Raw genomic sequence first — 20,721 nt, forward strand, 5'->3', positions numbered from 1 at the left:
CGGGTTCCCCGCGGCGGCCTCGGCTACTTGCGGTTGTACAGCCGCATCGTCACCGGTCCGAAGACCAGGAGGAACAGCGCCGTCCAGCCCAGCGACCAGGCGATCTCGTCCACCGGCCAGTCGCCCGCCATCAGCCCGCGCACGGCGGACGCCAGATGGGTGATCGGGTTGTTGTTGACGAACGCCTGGAGCCAGCCCGGCATGGTCCTCGGCTCGACGAACACGTTGGACAGGAACGTGAGCGGGAAGATCACCATCATGCTGGTGCTCACCACCGACTTCTCGGTGCGCAGCATGAGCCCGAACATGGTCCAGATCCACGAGAACCCGAACGAGAACACCAGCAGCAGCGCGATACCGGCGACCACGCCGCCGGCCCCACCGCCCGGCCGGTAGCCCAGGATCAGGCCGACGGTGAGCATGATGACCGACGCGATCATGTAGCGCAGGGCGTCGCCGAGCAGATAGCCGACCATCGCCGACGGGCGCCAGATGGGCAGTGAGCGGAATCGGTCGAAGACGCCCTTCTCGATGTCGGTGTTCACGGAGACACCGGTGTACATGGTGATCATCACGACCGACATCACGAGGATGCCCGGCAGCACGAACTGGACGTAGTCACTCGGAGACCCGGCCAGCGCGCCGCCGAAGAGGTACGTGAACATCAGCAGGTTCATGATCGGGAAGGCGGTGACGTCGAAGAGCTGCTCCGGCACATGTCTGATCTTCAGCATCGCGCGCCAGCCGAACGCCAGCGAGGTCGACAGGGAGCCGGGCCGCGGTGGCCGCTCCTCGGCCACCAGGACGGCGGCCAGCGACTCGGTGCTGACCGGGGTGAGTTCCCTGCTCTCGGTGCTCGCGGCCGTACTCATGCCGGCACCTCGCCTTCCTTGGTGTCGGGGCCGATGCCGCGTCCGGTGTCCCGGCTGCCGCCGTGGCCGTCGTCCCGGCCGTCGCCTTGCCCGTCGTCCCGGCCCTGGACCGGGCCGGTGGCGTGGCCGGTCAGCGCCAGGAACACCTCGTCCAGGCTGGGCTGCCCCAGCGAGAAGCTGTCGACGGTGATGCCCGTCCGGGCCAGTTCGCCGAGGGCCCGCACGGCCAGGTCGGCCGCGCCGGCGCTCGCCGTCGCGCTCAGGCGGGCGGTCAGGGCGACCGGGTCGGGTTCCGGCTGCACCTCGGTGAGCAGCGCGGTCCGCAGCACCCGTTCGGCGTCCGGCCGCTGCCGCGCGTCCCGCAGCCGCAGATGGACGGACCCGGCGCCCACGGACGCCTTCAGCTCGCCCTTGGTGCCCTCGGCGATCACCTTGCCCTTGTCGATGACGGCGATCCGGGACGCCAGCTGGTCGGCCTCGTCCAGGTACTGCGTGGTCAGCAGCACCGTCGTGCCCCGCGCGACCACGGCCCGCACGATGTCCCAGACCTGGCTGCGGCTGCGCGGATCGAGCCCGTTCGTCGGCTCGTCGAGAAAGAGCAGGTCGGGTGTGTTGAGGATCGACGCGGCGATGTCGATGCGGCGCCGCATGCCGCCCGAGTAGTGCTTGACCTGCTTCGCGGCGGCCTCGGTCAGCCCGAAGGCGTCCAGCAGCCGCGCCGCCCGGTCCCGCGCGGCCTTCTTGCGGTGCCCGAGGAGCCGGCCCAGCAGGACCAGGTTCTCGGTGCCGGTGAGGTCCTCGTCCAGCGAGGCGTACTGCCCGGTCAGGCTCACCCGGCCGCGTACCTCGTCCGCCGCGTGCACGACGTCGTGACCGAAGACGTGGGCCTCGCCGCCGTCCGGTCTGAGAAGGGTGGCGAGCATCCTCACCACGGTGGTCTTGCCGGCGCCGTTCGGGCCGAGGAGGCCGTAGACCGTACCGGCCGGCACCACCAGGTCCACGCCGTCCACGGCCCTGGTCACGCCGAACGTCTTCACCAGGCCCGCCGTCTCGATCGCGGGGCCGGACGACTGCGTGCTCATGCGGGGTCCTTCCGCGTGCTCGGACTGCGCAGGGGGGACTTCCACGGTCGCGCAAACTCGTCGCCGCCGCACGGCGACGCCCCGGCGGCCGGGGCACGGCCGGGGCGCACGGCCCGGGCGGATCCGGCGGCGGGCACGGGCCGGCGGGCCCGGCGCGGGCCGGAGGAGTAGCGTCCTTCTCATGCACGCGATCACGATTCCCGAACCCGGAGGCCCCGAGGTACTGGTCTGGGACGAGGTGCCCGATCCGGTGCCCGGCGAGGGCGAGGTCCTGGTCGAGGTGGCGGCCAGTGCCGTCAACCGCGCCGACATCATGCAGCGGCAGGGCTTCTACGATCCGCCGCCCGGTGCCCCCCGCCACCCCGGTCTGGAGTGCTCCGGACGTATCGCCGCGCTGGGGCCGGGGGTGTCCGGCTGGTCGGTCGGCGACGAGGTGTGCGCCCTGCTGGGCGGCGGCGGATACGCGCAGAAGGTGGCCGTCCCGGCCGGCCAGCTCCTGCCGGTGCCCGACGGCGTCGGGCTCAAGGAGGCCGCGGCCCTGCCCGAGGTGGTCTGCACGGTCTGGTCCAACGTCTTCATGGTCGCCCACCTGCGCCCCGGCGAGACCCTGCTGGTGCACGGGGGTTCCAGCGGCATCGGCACCATGGCGATCCAGCTCGCCAAGGCCGTCGGCGCCAGGGTGGCCGTCACGGCGGGCACGAAGGAGAAGCTGGAACGCTGCGCCCAACTGGGCGCCGACATCCTGATCAACTACCGGGAGCAGGACTTCGTCGCCGAGATCAAGCAGGCCACCGACGGCGCGGGCGCCGACGTCATCCTGGACAACATGGGCGCCAAGTACCTGGACCGCAACGTCCAGGCGCTCGCCGTCAACGGCCGGCTGGCGATCATCGGCCTCCAGGGCGGCAACAAGGCCGAGCTGAACATCGGTGCCCTCCTCACCAAGCGCGCCGCCGTCAGCGCGACCTCGCTGCGGGCCCGCCCCCTGGAGGAGAAGGCGACGATCGTGGCGGCCGTGCGGGAGCACGTGTGGCCGTTGTTCGCCGCCGGCCGGGTCCGCCCGGTCGTGGACCGAGAGATGCCGATGAGCGAGGCGTCCGCCGCGCACCGGATCGTGGAGGAGAGCGGGCACATCGGCAAGGTGCTGCTCGTCGCCCCCTGACCGCCCCGGACGGCCGCCACTCATCCGGCCTGCGACCGCTGACTCCTGCGCAGCCGGAGGGCGAACAGGGCCAGGCCCAGTCCGAGACCGATCAGGACCAGCCCGCTGCCGAGGGGCAGGAGCCGCGGGGCCGTTCCCGCGGCTCGCTCGGTGTGAGCGACGGCCCGCTCCCCCGGCCGCTCCGGGGGAGCGGCCGGGACCGGCCCGGTCTCCCGCACCGGCGCGGAGGCGTCCGCCCGGCCGGGCATACTCCCGCCGTCCTCGGCCGGCGCCTTCGGATACGCCGGGTCCGCGTCCGTGACCGCGCCCTTCTCCGCGCCGGGCACGTCCCGGCGCCCGGGCCGCTCCCGCCCCGCACCGGCCCTGCTGCCCGCCCGGGACGGCTCGGCGGCGGGAGCGGGAGAGGAACGCGCGGGTGAGGGCCGCCGGGCGGCGCCGCCGACCGGCCGGGAGCCGTGGCCGTCCCCCCGGGAGGCCGCGGGCGCGGAGGCCGAGGCCGTCCCCGAGCCGGTGGCGGCCGTGACGGACGGGACCGGGACGGTGGCGGACGAAGGCGGAACCGGGACCTCCGGCCGCCGGTCCGCTCCCGGCCGCCGGTCCGGTCCCGGTTGCCGGTCCGGCGCCGGCCGCTGGTCCGGTCCCGGTTGCCGGTCCGGCGCCGGCCGCTGGTCCGGTCCCGGTTGCCGGTCCGGCGCCGGCCGCCGGTCCGGTTCGGGTTTCCGGTCCGGCACCGGCCATCGGTCCGGTTCGGGTTTCCGGTCCGGCACCTGCCCCGGCGCGAACACGGCGCCGCCGGGTGGCGCGGTCCCGGCACGGCGCGCCGCGCCGGGCCCCGGGGCCTCCGCCGCGGGGCCGGGGCCCGGCGCCACGGAACCGGTCGCCGTCAGGGCGCTCTGCCGCGCCGCGTACGCCGGGCCGCCGGGCCAGCAGAGGCCCGCTCCCGTCCCCAGCACCGCTCCCAGGGCCAGTACGAGCCCTGCCCCGCGCCCTACCCGCGGCCCCAGCCGCAGCCATGGAGTCACGTCGGTGACCCCCTCCCGGTCTAGCCAGTCGCCAAGATCGACGGAATAAGCCTCACATCAACCGTCAATTCCGGCATTCCGGGTTCCTCCACTCGTACCGGTGGATCGGTCTTCTCCGGGGGCGTGGCGGAGGGGAGGCGGACGCGTACGAGACAATGGCGCCATGGAGATGCCGAGGAACGACAGGTCACCGGAGAACCCCCAGATCCTGGTCGTCGGCCAGGACGGCATGGCCCTCAGCGGCGGTGGCGGCGGAGACGAGGAAGCGCGCGAGACCCCGGTGACGGAGCAGGTGGAGCAGCCTGCCAAGGTCATGCGGATCGGCAGCATGATCAAGCAGCTCCTGGAGGAGGTGCGTGCCGCTCCCCTGGACGAGGCGAGCCGGAACCGGCTCAAGGAGATCCACGCCAGCTCGGTGAAGGAGCTGGAGGACGGCCTGGCGCCCGAGCTGGTGGAGGAGCTGGAGCGGCTCTCCCTGCCCTTCACGGACGAGGGCACCCCGAGCGACGCTGAACTGCGGATCGCCCAGGCGCAGCTCGTGGGGTGGCTGGAGGGCCTCTTCCACGGCATCCAGACCACCTTGTTCGCCCAGCAGATGGCCGCCCGCGCGCAGCTGGAGCAGATGCGCCGCGCCCTGCCGGCGGGCCTCGGCCACGACGGTGGCGAGGAGGGCCCCATGGGCGGCCGCTCGGGCGGCCCGTACCTGTAGGAGGGACACGCGCGGTACCTGCCGCGCCCGCGGGTGTCCCCGCGGCACTCGCGGCACTCGCGCGCATGACACGGCAGGCCAAGGGCCCGGCGGCATCGGCTGCCGGGCCTTCGCCCGTTCCACGGGCCCGGACGCCACCCGCCCGCGCCGCGCCCAGTCACCGGAAGGCGTGCCCCAGTGCCGCGCCCGCGCCCCAGTCACCGGAAGGCGTGCCTCAGCCATCGAAGGCGTGCCCGCGCTCCAGCAGCCGGAAGGCGCACCGACGCCCCCGTCCGAGCCGCCGGAGGGCATGCCGGACCGCCCTCGCCGGGTGCCGGGGCCGAGGCGGTGCCGGAGTGCGTGAGCTTCGCCACGGCGGTGATCTCACGGCGACAGTGCCTGGTGAGGCCGTGCGAAGGCCGCTCCCGGCCAAAGTCTGCCCAAGGTCACCGGCACGTCAAGCCGGGTGCCCGTTCCGTGTCCGTACGCGAAGGAAGCGTCGCGCAAGCGTTACCGGCGGCGTACCGCCGGCCCACGGAATTTGCACGTCGGCACGGGGGCAGGGTTTGATGACCGGTCCGTCTCGTGCCGGTCCCGGCGCCCATCTCGGACCGGAGGCTTGCGCGGAGGCTGTAGCGTGGCCGACGGAGACCGTAACAACACCGCGCGCACCGCGGGCAGAAACGACGGCGAGGACTGATGGCACAGCAGCGCGCTCAGGGCCCGTCCGACCCCGAGGCGACTGGCGGCGGTATGTCAGACGCGCCGGAGACCTGGGGCAACGGCGGGCTGGTCGGGGACGGCCGGTACCGGTTGACCCACAGGCTCGGACGGGGCGGCATGGCCGAGGTGTTCGCCGCGGAGGACGTGCGTCTCGGGCGGACCGTGGCGGTCAAGCTGCTGCGGGCCGACCTGGCGGAGGACCCCGTCTCCAAGGCCCGCTTCACGCGCGAGGCCCAGTCGGTGGCCGGGCTCAACCACCACGCGATCGTCGCCGTGTACGACTCCGGCGAGGACTTCGTCGGCGGCCAGTCCGTGCCGTACATCGTCATGGAGCTGGTCGAGGGCCGCACCATCCGCGACCTGCTGATGAACGCCGAGGCACCGGGCCCGGAGCAGGCTCTGATCATCGTCTCGGGCGTCCTGGAGGCGCTGGCCTACTCGCACCAGCACGGCATCGTGCACCGCGACATCAAGCCGGCCAACGTCATCATCACGCACAACGGCGCCGTGAAGGTGATGGACTTCGGCATCGCCCGCGCCCTGCACGGGGCGTCCACGACCATGACGCAGACCGGCATGGTCATGGGCACCCCGCAGTACCTCTCGCCGGAACAGGCCCTCGGCAAGGCCGTCGACCACCGTTCCGACCTGTACGCCACCGGCTGCCTGCTGTACGAACTGCTCGCGCTGCGCCCGCCCTTCACCGGCGAGACCCCGCTGTCGGTGGTCTACCAGCACGTCCAGGACATCCCGACGCCTCCCTCCGAGGCGTCCGACGGCTGCCCGCCGGAGCTGGACGGCCTGGTCATGCGCTCGCTGGCCAAGGAGCCCGACGACCGCTTCCAGACCGCGGAGGAGATGCGCGGGCTGGTCCAGTACGCCCTCCAGATGCTCTACGAGCAGGGCGGCCACACCGGCACCTGGAACACCGGGCCGGTCGGCATGCACGAGGGCCGCCACACCCCCTCGGCCGGGCTCGCCGGCACCACCGTGCTGCCGCACTCCGACCACGGCGCCGGCACCACGCAGATCCCGCAGCCGATCCTGCCCACCGGGTACGGCGGCGACGACGGCGGCTTCGAGGGGAACGGCAACCGCGGCAGCGGCCGGGGCAAGCTGTGGGTCCTCGCCGTGCTCGCGGTGATCGCGGTCGTGGCCGGGGCCGCGCTGGCGCTGAACGGCGCCGGGGGCGACAAGGGCGAGGAGCCCGGTCCGAGCAAGTCACCCAGCGCCACGCAGAGCACCGAGGAAGCCAAGCCCAGCGAGACGCCGAGCGAGGGCGCCACGGAGGAGAACACCGACCCCGGCACCGATCCGGGCACCGGTGGCAACGGCGGTGGCTCCGGCTGGACCCAGCCGGAGGAGCCCTCCTACACGCCGTCGTACACGCCGACCGAGGAACCGACCCAGGAGCCGACGGGCGGAGAGTCGCCGCCCCCCGCGACGTCGGAGCCCACGGACGACCAGTCGGACGGCCAGTCGCCGCCGGCGGGCGGCCAGTCGCCGCCTACGGGCGGTGACGACGGCACCGGCGGCGACCAGGGCGGCGGCGCGACCAGCGGCCCGGTGGACCCGCTCGGCGGCTGACCGGGAAAAACAAGCGAGAGAACACCCCCACGCGCATGGGGCCCGCACCGGGCCCCATGCGCGTGGCGCGTTGTGCGGGCGCGCGGACGCACGGGTGCGCGCGGGAGGGCAGAGCGCGCCGGCCGGGCCCTCGTCACGCAGTGGTCCGCACCGGTCCCCCCGGACCGCCGTCCACGCCGTGCACCACGCCGAACTGCGGTTCGACGCACAGGTAGACGGGTTCGAAGGGCTCGCCGTCCACCCGGGCCGGAGCGGGCCCGAACAGCTCCAGCTCGGCCGCGGTCGGCTGGTACCTCTCGCACCGGCCCACGACCTGCGCGGTCCACACCCTCTCGCCCGGCCGGGCGGAGCCCAGGTTGTCGGTGCCGTAGGCGACCACACTGCCGGCGCACGCCTGCTGGTAGCCGCAGTTCCCGGGCATGCGCAGCAGGACGCGGCCGTCGGCCACGACGTGGCGCGCGAAGGCGAGGAACGGCAGGGCGCGCATGCTGGTGGCGGCCCGGCCGTGGCAGGTGCGGGCGAGCAGACCCAGCGCGAGCCGCGGGTCGGAGGGGGAGGACATGCCCTCACTGTGCGCGAGCGGCGAAAGCGGCGGTAGAGGCGCCCGCCCCGAGGCGGGCAGGACGTAAGTCCCGAACCCGCGCTCGGGAATGGCGGCATGGCCGACGGCGCGGCCCCGGCCCGAATGGCGGGCCGCTCTCCCCGGGCCGGTGTTTCTCAGCGGTCCTCGGCCTGCATCCGCGCCACGTAGGCCGCCGCCTGGGAACGCCGCTGCATACCGAGTTTGGACAGAAGACCGGAGACGTAATTCTTGATGGTCTTCTCGGCCAGGTACAGCCGCTCGCCGATCGCGCGGTTGGTCAGGCCCTCGCCGATCAGCTCCAGGATGCGGCGCTCCTGCTCGGTCAGGTGCGCGAGCGGGTCGTCGGTCCGGGTGCCGCCGCCGCGCAGCCGCTCCAGCACGCGCGCGGTGGCCACCGGGTCGAGCAGCGACCTGCCCGCGGCGACGTCGCGCACGGCCGTCAGCAGCTCACCGCCCCGGATGTCCTTCAGGACATAACCGGACGCACCCGCCATGATCGCGTCGAAGAGCGCCTCGTCGTCGGAGAAGGAGGTCAGCATCAGGCACCGGACCGACTCGTCCCGGGAGCGGACGTCGCGGCACACCTCCACGCCGCTGCCGTCCGGGAGGCGGACGTCGAGCACCGCCACGTCCGGGCGGGTGGCCGGAATCCGGGCCAGAGCGTCGGCCGCCGTACCGGCCTCGCCGACCACCTCGATGTCGTCCTCGCCCGCGAGCAGGTCGTGGACGCCCCGGCGGACGACCTCATGGTCATCGAGAAGAAATACCCGGATTTGTCTTTCTTCACGCACGGAGCCAGTGTCACACACGAACTCTTCCCGTGCCCGGGGTGGCCGGGATAACGTGCCGTTGTTCCGGCCCCCTGCAAGGCTGTGACCAGTACCTGTTCCCGACTTTCGGCATTTACTTGGAAATCCAAGCAAAATCGCAGGTCAGGATAGGTTTCACAGAAATGTGGAGCACTGGGTAACGTGCCTTGTGCAGGGCGCTCGCCGGGGCACCTGTCACGCCTGTTCCCGACCGGGCGCACCCACCCCGTGTGCCTCTCGGCCGACAGGTGAGCCGTTCTCCCGAGCTCCGGAACGGAGCAGGGGGACCCCAGGCACCCGGCGAACCCGGGCGCCGGACCGACGGAGGAGCACACGTGACCGTGGAGAGCACTGCCGCGCGCAAGCCGCGACGCAGCGCCGGAAGCAAGACCGGGACGACCGGTACGAAGGCGGCCGGCACCACCGGCACCCAGCGCACCGCCCGCACCGCTGCCAAGAAGAGCGCCGAGAAGGCCACCGCGCAGAGCACCGAGCCCGAGCTCGTCCAGCTGCTGACGCCCGAGGGCGAGCGCGTCGGGAACGCCGAGTACGACGCGTACGTCGCCGGCATCACCCCCGACGAGCTGCGCGGCCTGTACCGCGACATGGTGCTCACCCGGCGCTTCGACGCCGAGGCCACCGCTCTGCAACGCCAGGGCGAGCTCGGCCTGTGGGCCTCCCTGCTGGGCCAGGAGGCCGCCCAGATCGGCTCCGGCCGCGCCACCCGCGAGGACGACTACGTCTTCCCCACCTACCGCGAGCACGGCGTCGCGTGGTGCCGCGGGGTAGACCCGACCAACCTGCTCGGCATGTTCCGCGGCGTGAACAACGGCGGCTGGGACCCCAACGGCAACAACTTCCACCTCTACACGATCGTCATCGGCTCGCAGGCGCTGCACGCCACCGGTTACGCCATGGGCATCGCCAAGGACGGCGCGGACTCGGCCGTGATCGCCTACTTCGGGGACGGCGCCTCCAGCCAGGGCGACGTGAGTGAGGCGTTCAACTTCGCCGCGGTCTACAACGCCCCGGTGGTGTTCTTCTGCCAGAACAACCAGTGGGCGATCTCGGAGTCCAACGAGAAGCAGACCCGGGTGCCGCTCTACCAGCGTGCCCAGGGCTTCGGCTTCCCCGGCGTCCGTGTCGACGGCAACGACGTCCTGGCCACGCTCGCCGTCACCCGGTGGGCGCTGGAGCGGGCCCGGCGCGGCGAGGGCCCGGCGCTGATCGAGGCGTGGACGTACCGCATGGGCGCCCACACCACCTCCGACGACCCCTCCCGCTACCGCCACGACGACGAGCGGGCCGCCTGGGAGGCGAAGGACCCGATCCTGCGCCTGCGCCGCCACCTGGAAGCCGCACACCACGCGGACGAGAGCTTCTTCGCGGAACTCGAGGCCGAGAGCGAGGCGTTGGGCAAGCGGGTGCGCGAGGCGGTCCGCGCCATGGAGGACCCGGACCGGTTCGCCATCTTCGAGAACGTGTACGCGGACGGGCACGCGCTCGTCGACGAGGAGCGGGCGCGGTTCGCCGCCTACCAGGCGTCGTTCGCCGACGCAGAGGGGGTCTGATCATGGCCGTGGAGAAGATGGCCCTGGCCAAGGCGATCAACGAGTCGCTGCGCCGCGCCCTGGAGACCGACCCCAAGGTCCTGGTCATGGGCGAGGACGTCGGCAAGCTGGGCGGTGTGTTCCGCGTGACGGACGGCCTGCTGAAGGACTTCGGCGACGACCGCGTCATCGACACCCCCCTCGCCGAGTCCGGCATCGTGGGCACGGCGATCGGCCTCGCCCTGCGCGGCTACCGCCCTGTGGTGGAGATCCAGTTCGACGGCTTCGTCTTCCCGGCGTACGACCAGATCGTCACGCAGCTGGCGAAGATGCACGCCCGCTCGCTGGGCAAGGTCAAGCTCCCCGTCGTCATCCGCATCCCCTACGGCGGCGGCATCGGCGCGGTGGAACACCACTCCGAGTCCCCCGAGGCCCTCTTCGCGCACGTCGCGGGGTTGAAGGTGGTCAGCCCGTCCAACGCCTCGGACGCGTACTGGATGATGCAGCAGGCCATCCAGAGCGACGACCCGGTGATCTACTTCGAGCCCAAGCGCCGCTACTGGGACAAGGGCGAGGTCAGCACCGAGGCGATCCCCGGGCCGCTGCACGCCGCGCGCGTGGTGCGCGAGGGCACCGACCTCACCCTGGCCGCCTACGGCCCGATGGTGAAGCTCTGCCAGGAGGTGGCCGACGCCGCCGCCGAGGAGGGCAGGTCCCTGGAGGTGCTCGACCTGCGCTCGGTCTCCCCGCTGGACTTCGACGCGATCCAGGCGTCGGTGGAGAAGACCCGCCGCCTGGTCGTGGTCCACGAGGCGCCGGTCTTCTTCGGCTCCGGCGCGGAGATCGCCGCCCGGATCACCGAGCGCTGCTTCTACCACCTGGAGGCCCCGGTGCTCCGGGTCGGCGGCTACCACGCCCCGTACCCGCCGGCCCGCCTGGAGGAGGAGTACCTGCCCGACCTGGACCGGGTGCTGGATGCCGTCGACCGCTCGCTGGCGTACTGAGGAGAGGGTCGTGACGACGATGACGGAAGGCTCCGTGCGCGAGTTCAAGATGCCCGACGTGGGCGAGGGACTCACCGAGGCCGAGATCCTCAAGTGGTACGTCCAGCCCGGTGACACCGTCACCGACGGCCAGGTGGTGTGCGAGGTCGAGACCGCCAAGGCGGCCGTCGAGCTCCCCATCCCGTACGACGGCGTGGTCCGCGAGCTGCGCTTCCCCGAGGGCACCACGGTGGACGTGGGCACGCCGATCATCACGGTGGACGTGTCGGGCGGCGCCGCCCCCGCCGCCGCGGAGCCGGTGCCCGCCGCCCACGAACCGGCGCCCGCGGCCGAGGAACCGGCCGGGGAGCCGAAGCCGCAGGGCCGCCAGCCGGTCCTGGTCGGCTACGGCGTGGCCACCTCCTCGACCCGCCGCCGCGCCCGCAAGACCCCGGAGGCCGCCACGAGCCCGGCCCCGGAGCCCGCGCAGGCCGCCGGCCAGGCCGCCGTGCAGGCCGAGCTGAACGGCCACGGTCAGGTCACCCGGGAGCGTCCGCTGGCCAAGCCCCCCGTGCGCAAGCTCGCCAAGGACCTCGGCGTCGATCTGGCGACGGTCACCCCGACCGGCCCGGACGGGATCATCACCCGCGAGGACGTCCACGCGGCGGCGGCCCCGCAGGCGGCCCCGCGGCAGGTGACGGCGCCCGAGCCGGTCCCGGTGGCCGCTCCCGCCGCCCCCGCGCCGGTGGCGTACGACACCGCCCGCGAGACCCGCGTCCCGGTCAAGGGCGTCCGCAAGGCGACGGCGGCGGCGATGGTCGGCTCCGCGTTCACCGCGCCGCACGTCACGGAGTTCGTGACGGTGGACGTGACCCGCACGATGAAGCTGGTCGAGGAGCTGAAGCAGGACAAGGAGTTCGCCGGGCTGCGGGTGAACCCGCTCCTGCTGATCGCCAAGGCGCTGCTGGTCGCCGTCAAGCGCAACCCGGACATCAACGCGTCCTGGGACGAGGCGGCCCAGGAGATCGTGGTCAAGCACTACGTCAACCTGGGCATCGCCGCCGCGACCCCCCGGGGCCTGATCGTCCCCAACATCAAGGACGCCCACGCCAAGACGCTCCCGCAACTGGCGCGGGCGCTCGGCGAGCTGGTGACCACGGCCCGGGAGGGCAAGACCTCCCCGGCGGCGATGCAGGGCGGGACGGTGACCATCACCAACGTCGGCGTCTTCGGCGTGGACACCGGTACGCCGATCCTCAACCCGGGCGAGTCCGCGATCCTCGCGGTCGGCGCGATCAAGCCCCAGCCCTGGGTCCACAAGGGCAAGGTGAAGCCCCGCCAGGTCACCACCCTGGCGCTCTCCTTCGACCACCGCCTGGTCGACGGGGAACTGGGGTCGAAGGTCCTCGCCGACGTGGCGGCGATCCTGGAGCAGCCCAAGCGGCTGATCACCTGGGCGTAAGCCCGCCCCCCGGAACGGAAAGGAGGGGACCGCCGCGCGGTGGCGGCGGTCCCCTCCCCGCTCGTCCCCGCCCCCGCTCGTCCCCGGCGCCGGGCGCCCGGCGCCGGGACTCAGGGCCTCAGGCCCGGCCGAAGCCGTAGGTGAGCAGCTTCTTCGCGTCCGTCTCGCGCTGGGTCGCCGAGGTGGAGGCCAGCACCGTGCCGATGACGGTCTTGCCGTTGCGGGTGGCGGCGAAGACCAGGCAGTACTTGGCCTCGGGGCCGGAGCCGGTCTTCACGCCGATGGTGCCGCTGTAGTTGTTCAGCAGGGTGTTGGTGTTGACCCACGGCGCCATCGTGCGGGTGCTGCCGGTCTTGGTGACCGTCTTGGCCGTGTACTTCTTGGTCTTGACGATCGTGCGGAAGGTCGAGCTCTTCATCGCACTGCTCGCCAGCTTCGTCAGGTCGCGCGGCGTGGAGTAGTTCGCGCCGTTGCCGATGCCGTCGAACGAGTCGAAGTGGGTGTTCTTCAGGCCCAGGCTCTTGGCGGTGGTGTTCATCTTGCCGATGAACGACTTCACGCGCGCGGCCCGGGTGGAGCCGGTGCCGAACTTGTCCGCCAGCGCGTACGCGGCGTCGCAGCCCGACGGCAGCATCAGCCCGTACAGCAGCTGACGCACCGTGACCTTGTCGCCGACGATCAGCCGCGCCGAGGAGGCGGTCTTCGACACGATGTAGTCGCTGTACGCCTTCTGGATCGTGACCTTGGCGTCCAGGTTGAGGTTGGGCTGGGACAGGACGACCTTGGCGGTCATGATCTTGGTCGTCGAGCCGGTGGAGCGCTTGGTGTCCGCGGCCTTGGTGTAGAGCGACTTGCCGGTGGCGTTGTTCATCACGAAGCCGCCCTTGGCGGCGATCGCGGGCGCGGTGGCGGCCTGCGCGGGCGCCGCGGTGAGGGCGCCGGTCGCGAACACGGCGCCGGTGGTCACGGCGACGGCGGCGGCCCTGTGCAGGCGAATGCCCTGAATGCCGATCTTCAAGTGAGTTACCCCGATTTACGTTGAATGCCCCTGGGTGCGCGGCCGTGTTGAGGTGCGAGCAGCACGGGGCCGCGTCTGTCTGACGTATGACCGGTGCGGATGGTTGTGCCGTGAGACGGACGTGTTCGCGGGTACCCCGGACGCGGTCGGAGGTGTCCGCATGGTGGACGGCCGCCGTGATGCGTACCTGTTGTATCTATCATGTGGACATGACCATGGCCGTGAAGCAACCCCCCGCCGCCGACCGCGTCTACACACACGTCAAGCAGGGTGTCCTGGAACGCCGTTACGAGGGCGGCACCCTGCTCACCGAAGGCGAGCTCGCCGAGGCCGTGGGGGTCTCCCGCACGCCGGTGCGCGAGGCGCTGCTGCGGCTGGAGGCCGAGGGACTGATCCGGCTCTACCCGAAGAAGGGCGCCCTGGTCCTGCCCGTCTCCGCCCAGGAGATCGCCGACGTCGTGGAGACCCGGCTGCTGGTCGAGGAGCACGCGGCGCGCAAGGCCGTCCCCGCCCCGCCCGGGCTGGTCGAACGGCTGGAGCGGCTGCTGGCCCGGCAGAAGGAGCAGGCCGCCGCGGGCGACCTCGCCGCCGCCGCCGTCACCGACCGCTGCTTCCACGCCGAGATCGTCCGCAGCGGCGGCAACGAGATCCTCTCCAAGCTCTACGACCAGCTCCGCGACCGGCAGTTGCGCATGGGCGTCGCCGTCATGCACTCCCACCCCGACCGGATCGCCAAGACCCTGGCCGAGCACGGGGAGATCCTCGACGCGCTGCGCGCCGGGGACGCGGAGGCGGCCGTCGCCGTCGTCCACCGCCATGTGAGCTGGTTCTCCCACCTGGCCCGGGGGGAGGTCCGATGAGCGGCTCCACCACCCTGCCCGCCGATCCGCCGGGCGGCCGGCGCGCGATCGCCGTCTGGAGCGTCGGCGTCGCCGTCTACTTCGTCGCCGTCATCTTCCGTACGTCGCTGGGGGTGGCGGGCCTCGACGCCGCCGACCGCTTCCACGTGGGCGCCTCGGCCCTGTCCACCTTCTCCATCCTCCAGCTGCTGGTCTACGCGGGCATGCAGATACCCGTCGGCCTGCTCGTCGACCGGCTCGGCACCAAGAAGGTGCTGGGCCTCGGCGTGGTGCTGTTCACGGCGGGGCAGCTCGGCTTCGCCTTCTCACCGTCGTACGGCATGGCGCTCGCCTCGCGGGCGCTGCTGGGCTGCGGTGACGCGATGACCTTCATCAGCGTGCTGCGGCTGGGCACCCGCTGGTTCCCGGCCCGCCGGGGGCCGCTGATCGGCCAGCTCGCGGGACTCGCCGGCATGGCGGGCAACCTCGTCTCCACCCTCGTCCTGGCCCGGCTGCTGCACGGCATCGGCTGGACGGCCGCGTTCGCGGGCAGCGCGCTGGCGGGCGCCGCCGTGTTCGTCCTCCTGCTGCTGTTCCTGAAGGACCACCCCGAGGGGTACGAGCCGGAGCCGGCCGGCCACCAGGGGGCCGCCTACGTACGGCGGCAGATCGTCCGGTCGTGGCGGGAGCCGGGGACCCGGCTCGGACTGTGGGTGCACTTCACCACCCAGTTCCCCGGGATGGTCTTCCTGCTGCTGTGGGGTCTGCCGTTCCTGGTCGAGGCGCAGGGCCTGTCCCGGGCCACGGCCGGCGAGCTGCTCACCCTGGTCGTGCTGTCGAACATGGCGGTCGGCCTGGTCTACGGCCAGATCATCGCCCGGCACCACGGGGCGCGGCTGCCGCTGGCGCTGGGCACGGTGGCGGCGACGGCCGTCCTGTGGGCGGCGACGCTGGCCTGGCCCGGCGATCAGGCGCCGATGGCTTTGCTGATCGTGCTGTGCGTGGTGCTGGGCGCCTGCGGTCCGGCGTCGATGATCGGGTTCGACTTCGCGCGGCCGGCCAACCCGCCGGAGCGGCAGGGCACGGCGTCCGGGATCACCAACATGGGCGGCTTCGTCGCCTCGATGGCCACGCTGCTGGCCATCGGTGTGCTGCTGGACGCCACCGGGGACGACTACACCGTCGCCTTCTCCTCCGTGTTCGTCCTCCAGGCGTTCGGCGTCGTCCAGATCCTGCGGCTGCGCGGGCGCGCGGCCCGGCGGGAGCGGGAGCGGCTGGTCGCGAGCCGGGTGGAGACGGTGCACGTCCCCGCGTGACCTGTCCGGGGCGCGGGCCCGGCCGGGCGGCGCCCCGTGGCACCGCGGTCGCCCGGCGGACCCGGACTACTTGGTGACCGTGAAGTTCCGCAGGATGGCCGCGGCCAGCTCCTGGTCGCCGTCCGTCTTCACGCGGTCCGCCACCGCCTCGGGCGTGACCCGGCCGCAGGCCATGCGCACATAGGTCTCCCAGTCCAGGGAGAGGGAGGCGGCCGGCCCCAGCGCGGGGACCGTCTCCAGGGTGCCGCGGCCCTGGATGTCCACCCGCACCGTGCGCAGGAACTCCACCGGGCCGTGGACGTCCACCACCACGGCCGAGCTGCGGGGCGCGTGCGCGTCCTCGGCGACGACCCGGGGCAGCTCGTCGAGGAGCACGTCCCGGGTGACGTAGGCGCCGGGGGAGTCGAGGTTGCCGGGGCGGCCGAGGGCGGTGCGCAGGTCCTGCTCGTGGACCCACACGTCGAAGGCGTGCCGCCGCATGGACTCCTCCAGGGTCAGCTCGGTGCCGAACGGACCGCGCACCGTGGCGCCGGGAGCGCGGTTGTCGTTGCGCAGCTGGCGGTTCCGGCGGATGGTCATGTACTCCAGTTCGGAGGTCATCTCCGGTGCCGTGTGGTGGCGGCGGACGTCGACCTGGAGCTCCATGTAGCGCTGGTGGTCGGTGGTGACGTGGAACAGGTCGCGCGGCAGCGTGTGGATGGGGCGCGGGTCGCCGAGCATCTCCGAGTCCAGCCCGATGACATGGGAGACCACGTCGCGGACCGACCACCCCGGGCATGGTGTCCGCCGGTTCCATTCGGCCTCCACGAGCGGCTGGACCAGCTCGGATATCGCCTCGATGGAGTGGGTCCAGGCATCGGCGTAGGGCTGGAGGGCGGGATGCAGACTCACGGAACAGGACCCCTCGGCGGTCGGTACACGGGCGGTTGTGTGGCGGCGGTGCCAGTGGGAGGTGGCTGCACTCGGCGGGCGTCTTCGAAAACTCCCCCGAGCCCTCGCTCCGCTGCGCGCGGGCTTCGAGCAGGGGGGACCCCCAAGTTACGCTGCTGTGCGGCACCCCGGCAGTGCTTTCGTGTGACGATCGTAGGCCGTGTGGAAGCCCGTGTGGACGGCTCGATGGCCAGGACGGTGGTAGTGTGCGCGCTTCTCTGATCCAGATCGCCGTGGACGAGGGGGAACCGGTCGCCTCGCGCCGCCGGCGGGCGGCCTCCCTGGTACGGGAACAGGCGGGCGCCGACCTCGTCGTCCTCCCCGAGCTGTGGACCACCGGCGCCTTCGCCTTCGAGGACTTCGGCGCCGAGGCCGAGCCGCTCCAGGGCCCCACGTACGAGGCGATGGCCAAGGCCGCGAGCGACGCGGGCGTGTGGCTGCACGCGGGCTCGATCCCCGAGCGGGCCCCGGACGGTCCCCTGTACAACACCTCCCTCGTCTTCTCCCCCTCCGGTGACCTGGCCGCCGCCTACCGCAAGATCCACCGCTTCGGCTTCGACAAGGGCGAGGCCGTGCTGATGGGCGCCGGGGACGAGCTGGTGACGGTCCGTCTGCCGGACACCACCCTCGGCGTGGCCACCTGCTACGACCTCCGCTTCCCCGAACTCTTCCGCGGCCTGGTCACCGCCGGTGCCGAGACCTTCGTCGTCCCGGCGGGCTGGCCCGAGCGCCGCCGGGCCCACTGGACGCTGCTGGCCCAGGCCCGGGCGGTGGAGAACCAGGCGTTCGTCCTCGCGTGCGGAACGGCCGGGACCCACGCGGGAGTTCCGCAGGCCGGCCACTCGATCGCGGTCGACCCGTGGGGCGAGGTGCTCGCGGAGGCGGGCCCGGACGAACAGGTCCTCACCGTGGAGTTCGACCCGGCGACGGTGGCGTCCACCCGGGAGCGGTTCCCGGCGCTGAAGGACCGCGTCCTGGGCCTGGGGGCACCTCCGCGCCGGTAGCCGCGCGAGGCCGGGGGAAGGGGGGGATCAGCCTTCCTCCCGTTCCTTCTCGGAGAGATGGATCACGCACACCGTCACCGCGATGAGCAGCGCCGGGTCGGCGTCGTCCCGGACGATGTCGACGGCGTAGGTGTCCCGCACGGTCAGCAGGCGCCGGGAGACGACGGCCAGGAGTTCGCCGTCGTACTCGATGGCGAACTCACGGTCGAGGATCCGGCCGCTGACGTCCAGCTCGTTCCCGTCGGCCAGGGAGACCCGGTAGTGGTGGCGCAGCAGCGACAGCCGCTTGCGCTTGATCCGCGCCAGCGGCTCGCCGCCCCGCTCGATCACCAGCGTGTCCCGCAGGGCGAGCATCTTCTGCCGGATGTCGATCAGGACCCGCCCCTGCGCGTCCTTCAGCTCCCACCTGTCCCGCAGGCGCATCGCCTTGCCGTCGACGAGGAAGACCTTGCTGCCGCGGTCGTCCACGATCCAGTAGTCGTCACCGAAGCCGAGGAGCCGGTCGTACACGAGGAATCTCATGCACGGAGCGGTTCCCCGGGACCCGTCGCCCGACGCGGCCGGTAGGCCGACAGACGGAAGCCGGGCCTGCTCCGGCCCACGCGGCCACAGCGCGCGGGCCCGCTCCGGCGGCGGTCGGCCGTCACATCTCGTAGGGGTCTTCGTCTATCACGCCTTCGACATGGCGCAGCGCGTCCCGCAGGTTGACCGGGGCCGCGGGGAGGGATTTCCCGCGTTGCGCGGCATCGGTCAGCAATCTCAGCGTGCGGGCCGATGACGTTTCACTGATGGTGGGCAGGATGTCCAGCGTCAGCTCTTCGGCTTCCCGCCAAGCGCCGACCTCCAGAAAGCAAGCGAGCAGGCGGACGGCCGAAATATTCCGGTATCCAACTTTCACACCCGTGACGACGGAGATCGCCTCGGCGGTGGACAGCGTGCCGCTCGGTGACTTCAGCTTCGTCCGCGGCCCGGCAGCTGCTCGGCGACCCCGAGGCGTCCAGAGCGGAACTGCGCTTTACGGCCGCGCGGCTCGCGGAGTGCTTGTTCGACGCCCTCCGCGTCGCCCATTCACGCGGCGAGCGCCTGGCCGACGACGAGGAAGACGAAGACGACGGCGAGGGAGGCGACGCCGACGAAGACGACGGCGACGGAGACTGAGCCCCTGACGACCTCGCCGCCTGGCGACCCTCGATATCCCGTCGCCCCGCATCGGGCAGGATGGATGTATGGCAAAGCGTGCGCGTGTCCGTGCCCCGGAACTGGTCGGCAAGGGCGGTTGGATCAACACTGGCGGCAAGAACCTGACCTTGGCCGATTTCCGAGGTCGCATCCTGATCCTTGATTTCTGGACCTTCTGCTGCATCAACTGCCTGCACGTCCTGGACGAGCTGCGCGAGCTGGAGGAGAAACACCGGGACACGGTCGTGATCGTCGGCGTGCACTCGCCGAAGTTCGTGCACGAGGCCGAGCACCAGGCGGTGCTGGACGCCGTGGAGCGGTACGGCGTCGAGCACCCCGTCCTGGACGACCCGGAGCTGGCCACCTGGAAGCAGTACGCGGTGCGGGCCTGGCCCACGCTCGTGGTGATCGACCCCGAGGGGTACATCGTCGCGCAGCACGCCGGCGAGGGGCACGCCCACGCCATCGAGCGGCTGGTGGAGGAGCTGGAGGCGGAGCACGCGGCGAAGGGGACGCTGCGGCGCGGCGACGGGCCGTACGTGCCGCCGGAGCCGGAGCCGACGACCCTGCGCTTCCCGGGCAAGGCCCTGCTGCTGCCGTCCGGGAACTTCCTGGTCAGCGACACCACCCGGCACCAGCTGGTGGAGCTCGCGCCGGACGGGGAGAGCGTGGTGCGGCGGATCGGCGCCGGGACGCGCGGCTTCGCGGACGGCGACATCGCCACCGCGGCCTTCAACGAGCCGCAGGGGCTGGCGCTGCTTGAGGACGGCTCCGTGGTCGTCGCCGACACCGTCAACCACGCCCTGCGCCGCCTCGACCCGGCCTCCGGCGAGGTCACCACCCTGGCCGGGACCGGCCGCCAGTGGATGCAGGGCGACGCCACCTCCGGCCCCGGGCGCGAGGTCAGCCTCTCCTCGCCCTGGGACGTGGCCTGGTGGAACGGCCGGGTGTGGATCGCCATGGCCGGCGTCCACCAGCTGTGGGCGTACGACCCGGACGGCGGGACCGTCGCCGTCGCGGCCGGGACGACCAACGAGGGACTCGTCGACGGTCCGGGCGCCGAGGCGTGGTTCGCGCAGCCGTCGGGGCTCGCGGCCACCCCCGAGCGGCTGTGGCTCGCCGACTCCGAGACGTCCGCGCTGCGCTGGGTGGACCTCGACGGCGCCGTGCACACCGCGGTGGGCACCGGGCTGTTCGACTTCGGGCACCGGGACGGGGACGCCGGCCAGGCCCTGCTCCAGCACCCGCTGGGCGTCACGGCACTGCCCGACGGATCGGTCGCCGTCAGCGACACCTACAACCACGCCCTGCGCCGCTACGACCCGCACACGGGGCAGGTCACCACCCTGGCCACGGATCTGCGGGAGCCCAGCGACGCCGTCCTCGACGGTGCCGACATCGTGGTGGTGGAGTCGGCCCGGCACCGCCTGACCCGGCTCCGGCTGCCGGAGGAGGCGGTGCGGGTGGAGGCCGTCGCCCACCGCACCCAGCGCGCGGCGACCGAGGTGGCCCCCGGCACGCTCCGGCTGGACGTGATCTTCCAGGCCCCGGCGGGGCAGAAGCTCGACACCCGGTACGGCCCCTCGACCCGGCTGCTGGTCTCCGCCACACCGCCGGAGCTGCTGCTGAACGGCGAGGGCGCCGGTACCGACCTCTCCCGCGTCCTGGAACTCGACCCCGCCGTCCCCGAAGGGGTCCTGCACGTCTCCGCGATGGCGGCGTCCTGCGACGACGACCCCGCCAACGAGTACCCGGCCTGCCACGTCCACCAGCAGGACTGGGGCGTGCCGGTCCGTCTCACCGAGGGCGGGGCGGACCGGCTGCCGCTGGTGCTGGCGGGCATGGACGCCGACGCCTGACCGGGGCGCCGGGCGGCCTGTTCCGAACGGAAGACCACCGCACCGGAAGACTT

The 20,721-nt window shown here is 72.6% G+C and carries 20 protein-coding genes; 11 read left to right on the forward strand and 9 right to left on the reverse strand.

All coding sequences use genetic code 11. The annotated features are described in order from the left end of the window. Window positions 1-23: 23 nt before the first annotated feature. On the reverse strand, window positions 24-872 hold the full coding sequence (locus AB0L74_RS06555) for an ABC transporter permease (RefSeq protein WP_365646311.1): 849 nt from the start codon (window positions 870-872) through the stop codon (window positions 24-26). Next, complete coding sequence (locus AB0L74_RS06560) at window positions 869-1,954, reverse strand: ATP-binding cassette domain-containing protein (protein WP_365646314.1); 1,086 nt, start codon at window positions 1,952-1,954, stop codon at window positions 869-871. The genes AB0L74_RS06555 and AB0L74_RS06560 overlap by 4 nt, the downstream gene beginning before the upstream one ends. Before the next feature lie 181 nt (window positions 1,955-2,135). On the opposite strand from AB0L74_RS06560, the gene AB0L74_RS06565 reads away from it, so the two are divergent. After that, a complete protein-coding gene (locus tag AB0L74_RS06565) occupies window positions 2,136-3,116 on the forward strand; it encodes an NAD(P)H-quinone oxidoreductase (RefSeq protein ID WP_365646317.1) in 981 nt (326 codons plus the stop codon). Window positions 3,117-3,136: 20 nt separating this feature from the next. On the opposite strand, the gene AB0L74_RS06570 is transcribed toward AB0L74_RS06565, so the two are convergent. Continuing rightward, the gene (locus AB0L74_RS06570) at window positions 3,137-3,442 is read right to left on the reverse strand and encodes a hypothetical protein (protein ID WP_365646319.1); all 306 of its coding nucleotides are present in this window, start codon (window positions 3,440-3,442) and stop codon (window positions 3,137-3,139) included. A gap of 859 nt (window positions 3,443-4,301) precedes the next feature. Here AB0L74_RS06570 and AB0L74_RS06575 point away from each other — a divergent pair. After that, window positions 4,302-4,847 carry a bacterial proteasome activator family protein gene (locus AB0L74_RS06575; RefSeq protein WP_365646322.1) on the forward strand — a complete coding sequence of 182 codons (546 nt, stop codon included), beginning with the start codon at window positions 4,302-4,304 and terminating at the stop codon, window positions 4,845-4,847. Between the two features lie 675 nt (window positions 4,848-5,522). Further along, window positions 5,523-7,136, forward strand: a complete 1,614-nt coding sequence (locus tag AB0L74_RS06580; protein ID WP_365646712.1) for a protein kinase — start codon at window positions 5,523-5,525, stop codon at window positions 7,134-7,136. Window positions 7,137-7,269: 133 nt separating this feature from the next. Here AB0L74_RS06580 and AB0L74_RS06585 read toward each other — a convergent pair whose 3' ends face one another. Next, window positions 7,270-7,698, reverse strand: coding sequence for a pyridoxamine 5'-phosphate oxidase family protein (locus AB0L74_RS06585; RefSeq protein ID WP_365646325.1), 429 nt, complete (start codon window positions 7,696-7,698; stop codon window positions 7,270-7,272). A gap of 155 nt (window positions 7,699-7,853) precedes the next feature. Next, window positions 7,854-8,510 carry a response regulator transcription factor gene (locus AB0L74_RS06590; protein WP_365646328.1) on the reverse strand — a complete coding sequence of 219 codons (657 nt, stop codon included), beginning with the start codon at window positions 8,508-8,510 and terminating at the stop codon, window positions 7,854-7,856. A 353-nt stretch (window positions 8,511-8,863) separates the two neighbouring features. On the opposite strand from AB0L74_RS06590, the gene pdhA reads away from it, so the two are divergent. The 3 genes from pdhA to AB0L74_RS06605 are packed head-to-tail and all read left to right on the forward strand — an operon-like array spanning window position 8,864 to window position 12,523. Continuing rightward, entirely contained in the window at window positions 8,864-10,099 is a 1,236-nt protein-coding gene (gene pdhA / locus AB0L74_RS06595) for a pyruvate dehydrogenase (acetyl-transferring) E1 component subunit alpha (RefSeq protein WP_365646331.1), read from the forward strand. A 17-nt stretch (window positions 10,100-10,116) separates the two neighbouring features. Further along, complete coding sequence (locus AB0L74_RS06600; RefSeq protein ID WP_365646715.1) at window positions 10,117-11,082, forward strand: alpha-ketoacid dehydrogenase subunit beta; 966 nt, start codon at window positions 10,117-10,119, stop codon at window positions 11,080-11,082. A 10-nt stretch (window positions 11,083-11,092) separates the two neighbouring features. Beyond that, window positions 11,093-12,523 (forward strand): dihydrolipoamide acetyltransferase family protein, encoded by a 1,431-nt coding sequence (locus AB0L74_RS06605; RefSeq protein WP_365646334.1) that lies wholly within the window; start codon window positions 11,093-11,095, stop codon window positions 12,521-12,523. Window positions 12,524-12,641: 118 nt separating this feature from the next. Here the strand turns inward: AB0L74_RS06605 and AB0L74_RS06610 are convergent, their stop codons facing one another. Next, window positions 12,642-13,541: a D-alanyl-D-alanine carboxypeptidase gene (locus AB0L74_RS06610; protein ID WP_365646337.1), complete on the reverse strand. Its 900-nt coding sequence runs from the start codon at window positions 13,539-13,541 to the stop codon at window positions 12,642-12,644. A gap of 209 nt (window positions 13,542-13,750) precedes the next feature. Between AB0L74_RS06610 and AB0L74_RS06615 the strand changes: the two genes are divergently transcribed. Together AB0L74_RS06615 and AB0L74_RS06620 are read left to right on the forward strand one after the other, a co-directional pair. Then, a complete protein-coding gene (locus AB0L74_RS06615) occupies window positions 13,751-14,401 on the forward strand; it encodes a GntR family transcriptional regulator (RefSeq protein ID WP_365646339.1) in 651 nt (216 codons plus the stop codon). Next, window positions 14,398-15,696 (forward strand): MFS transporter, encoded by a 1,299-nt coding sequence (locus AB0L74_RS06620; RefSeq protein ID WP_365646342.1) that lies wholly within the window; start codon window positions 14,398-14,400, stop codon window positions 15,694-15,696. The genes AB0L74_RS06615 and AB0L74_RS06620 overlap by 4 nt, the downstream gene beginning before the upstream one ends. Before the next feature lie 66 nt (window positions 15,697-15,762). Here the strand turns inward: AB0L74_RS06620 and AB0L74_RS06625 are convergent, their stop codons facing one another. Beyond that, the gene (locus tag AB0L74_RS06625) at window positions 15,763-16,587 is read right to left on the reverse strand and encodes a maleylpyruvate isomerase family mycothiol-dependent enzyme (RefSeq protein ID WP_365646345.1); all 825 of its coding nucleotides are present in this window, start codon (window positions 16,585-16,587) and stop codon (window positions 15,763-15,765) included. A gap of 245 nt (window positions 16,588-16,832) precedes the next feature. Between AB0L74_RS06625 and AB0L74_RS06630 the strand changes: the two genes are divergently transcribed. Next, a complete protein-coding gene (locus AB0L74_RS06630) occupies window positions 16,833-17,630 on the forward strand; it encodes a carbon-nitrogen family hydrolase (RefSeq protein WP_365646348.1) in 798 nt (265 codons plus the stop codon). A gap of 27 nt (window positions 17,631-17,657) precedes the next feature. Here the strand turns inward: AB0L74_RS06630 and AB0L74_RS06635 are convergent, their stop codons facing one another. Then, window positions 17,658-18,152, reverse strand: a complete 495-nt coding sequence (locus AB0L74_RS06635) for an LURP-one-related family protein (RefSeq protein ID WP_365646351.1) — start codon at window positions 18,150-18,152, stop codon at window positions 17,658-17,660. A gap of 121 nt (window positions 18,153-18,273) precedes the next feature. Then, a complete protein-coding gene (locus tag AB0L74_RS06640; RefSeq protein WP_365646354.1) occupies window positions 18,274-18,528 on the reverse strand; it encodes a hypothetical protein in 255 nt (84 codons plus the stop codon). Window positions 18,529-18,575: 47 nt separating this feature from the next. On the opposite strand from AB0L74_RS06640, the gene AB0L74_RS06645 reads away from it, so the two are divergent. Both AB0L74_RS06645 and AB0L74_RS06650 read left to right on the forward strand, forming a co-directional pair. Then, window positions 18,576-18,788: a hypothetical protein gene (locus AB0L74_RS06645; protein WP_365646357.1), complete on the forward strand. Its 213-nt coding sequence runs from the start codon at window positions 18,576-18,578 to the stop codon at window positions 18,786-18,788. Window positions 18,789-18,856: 68 nt separating this feature from the next. Continuing rightward, window positions 18,857-20,668, forward strand: coding sequence for an NHL domain-containing thioredoxin family protein (locus tag AB0L74_RS06650; protein ID WP_365646361.1), 1,812 nt, complete (start codon window positions 18,857-18,859; stop codon window positions 20,666-20,668). Window positions 20,669-20,721 lie beyond the last annotated feature (53 nt).

The organism is Streptomyces sp. NPDC052020 (genome assembly GCF_040680575.1).
Classification (GTDB): Bacteria; Actinomycetota; Actinomycetes; order Streptomycetales; family Streptomycetaceae; genus Streptomyces.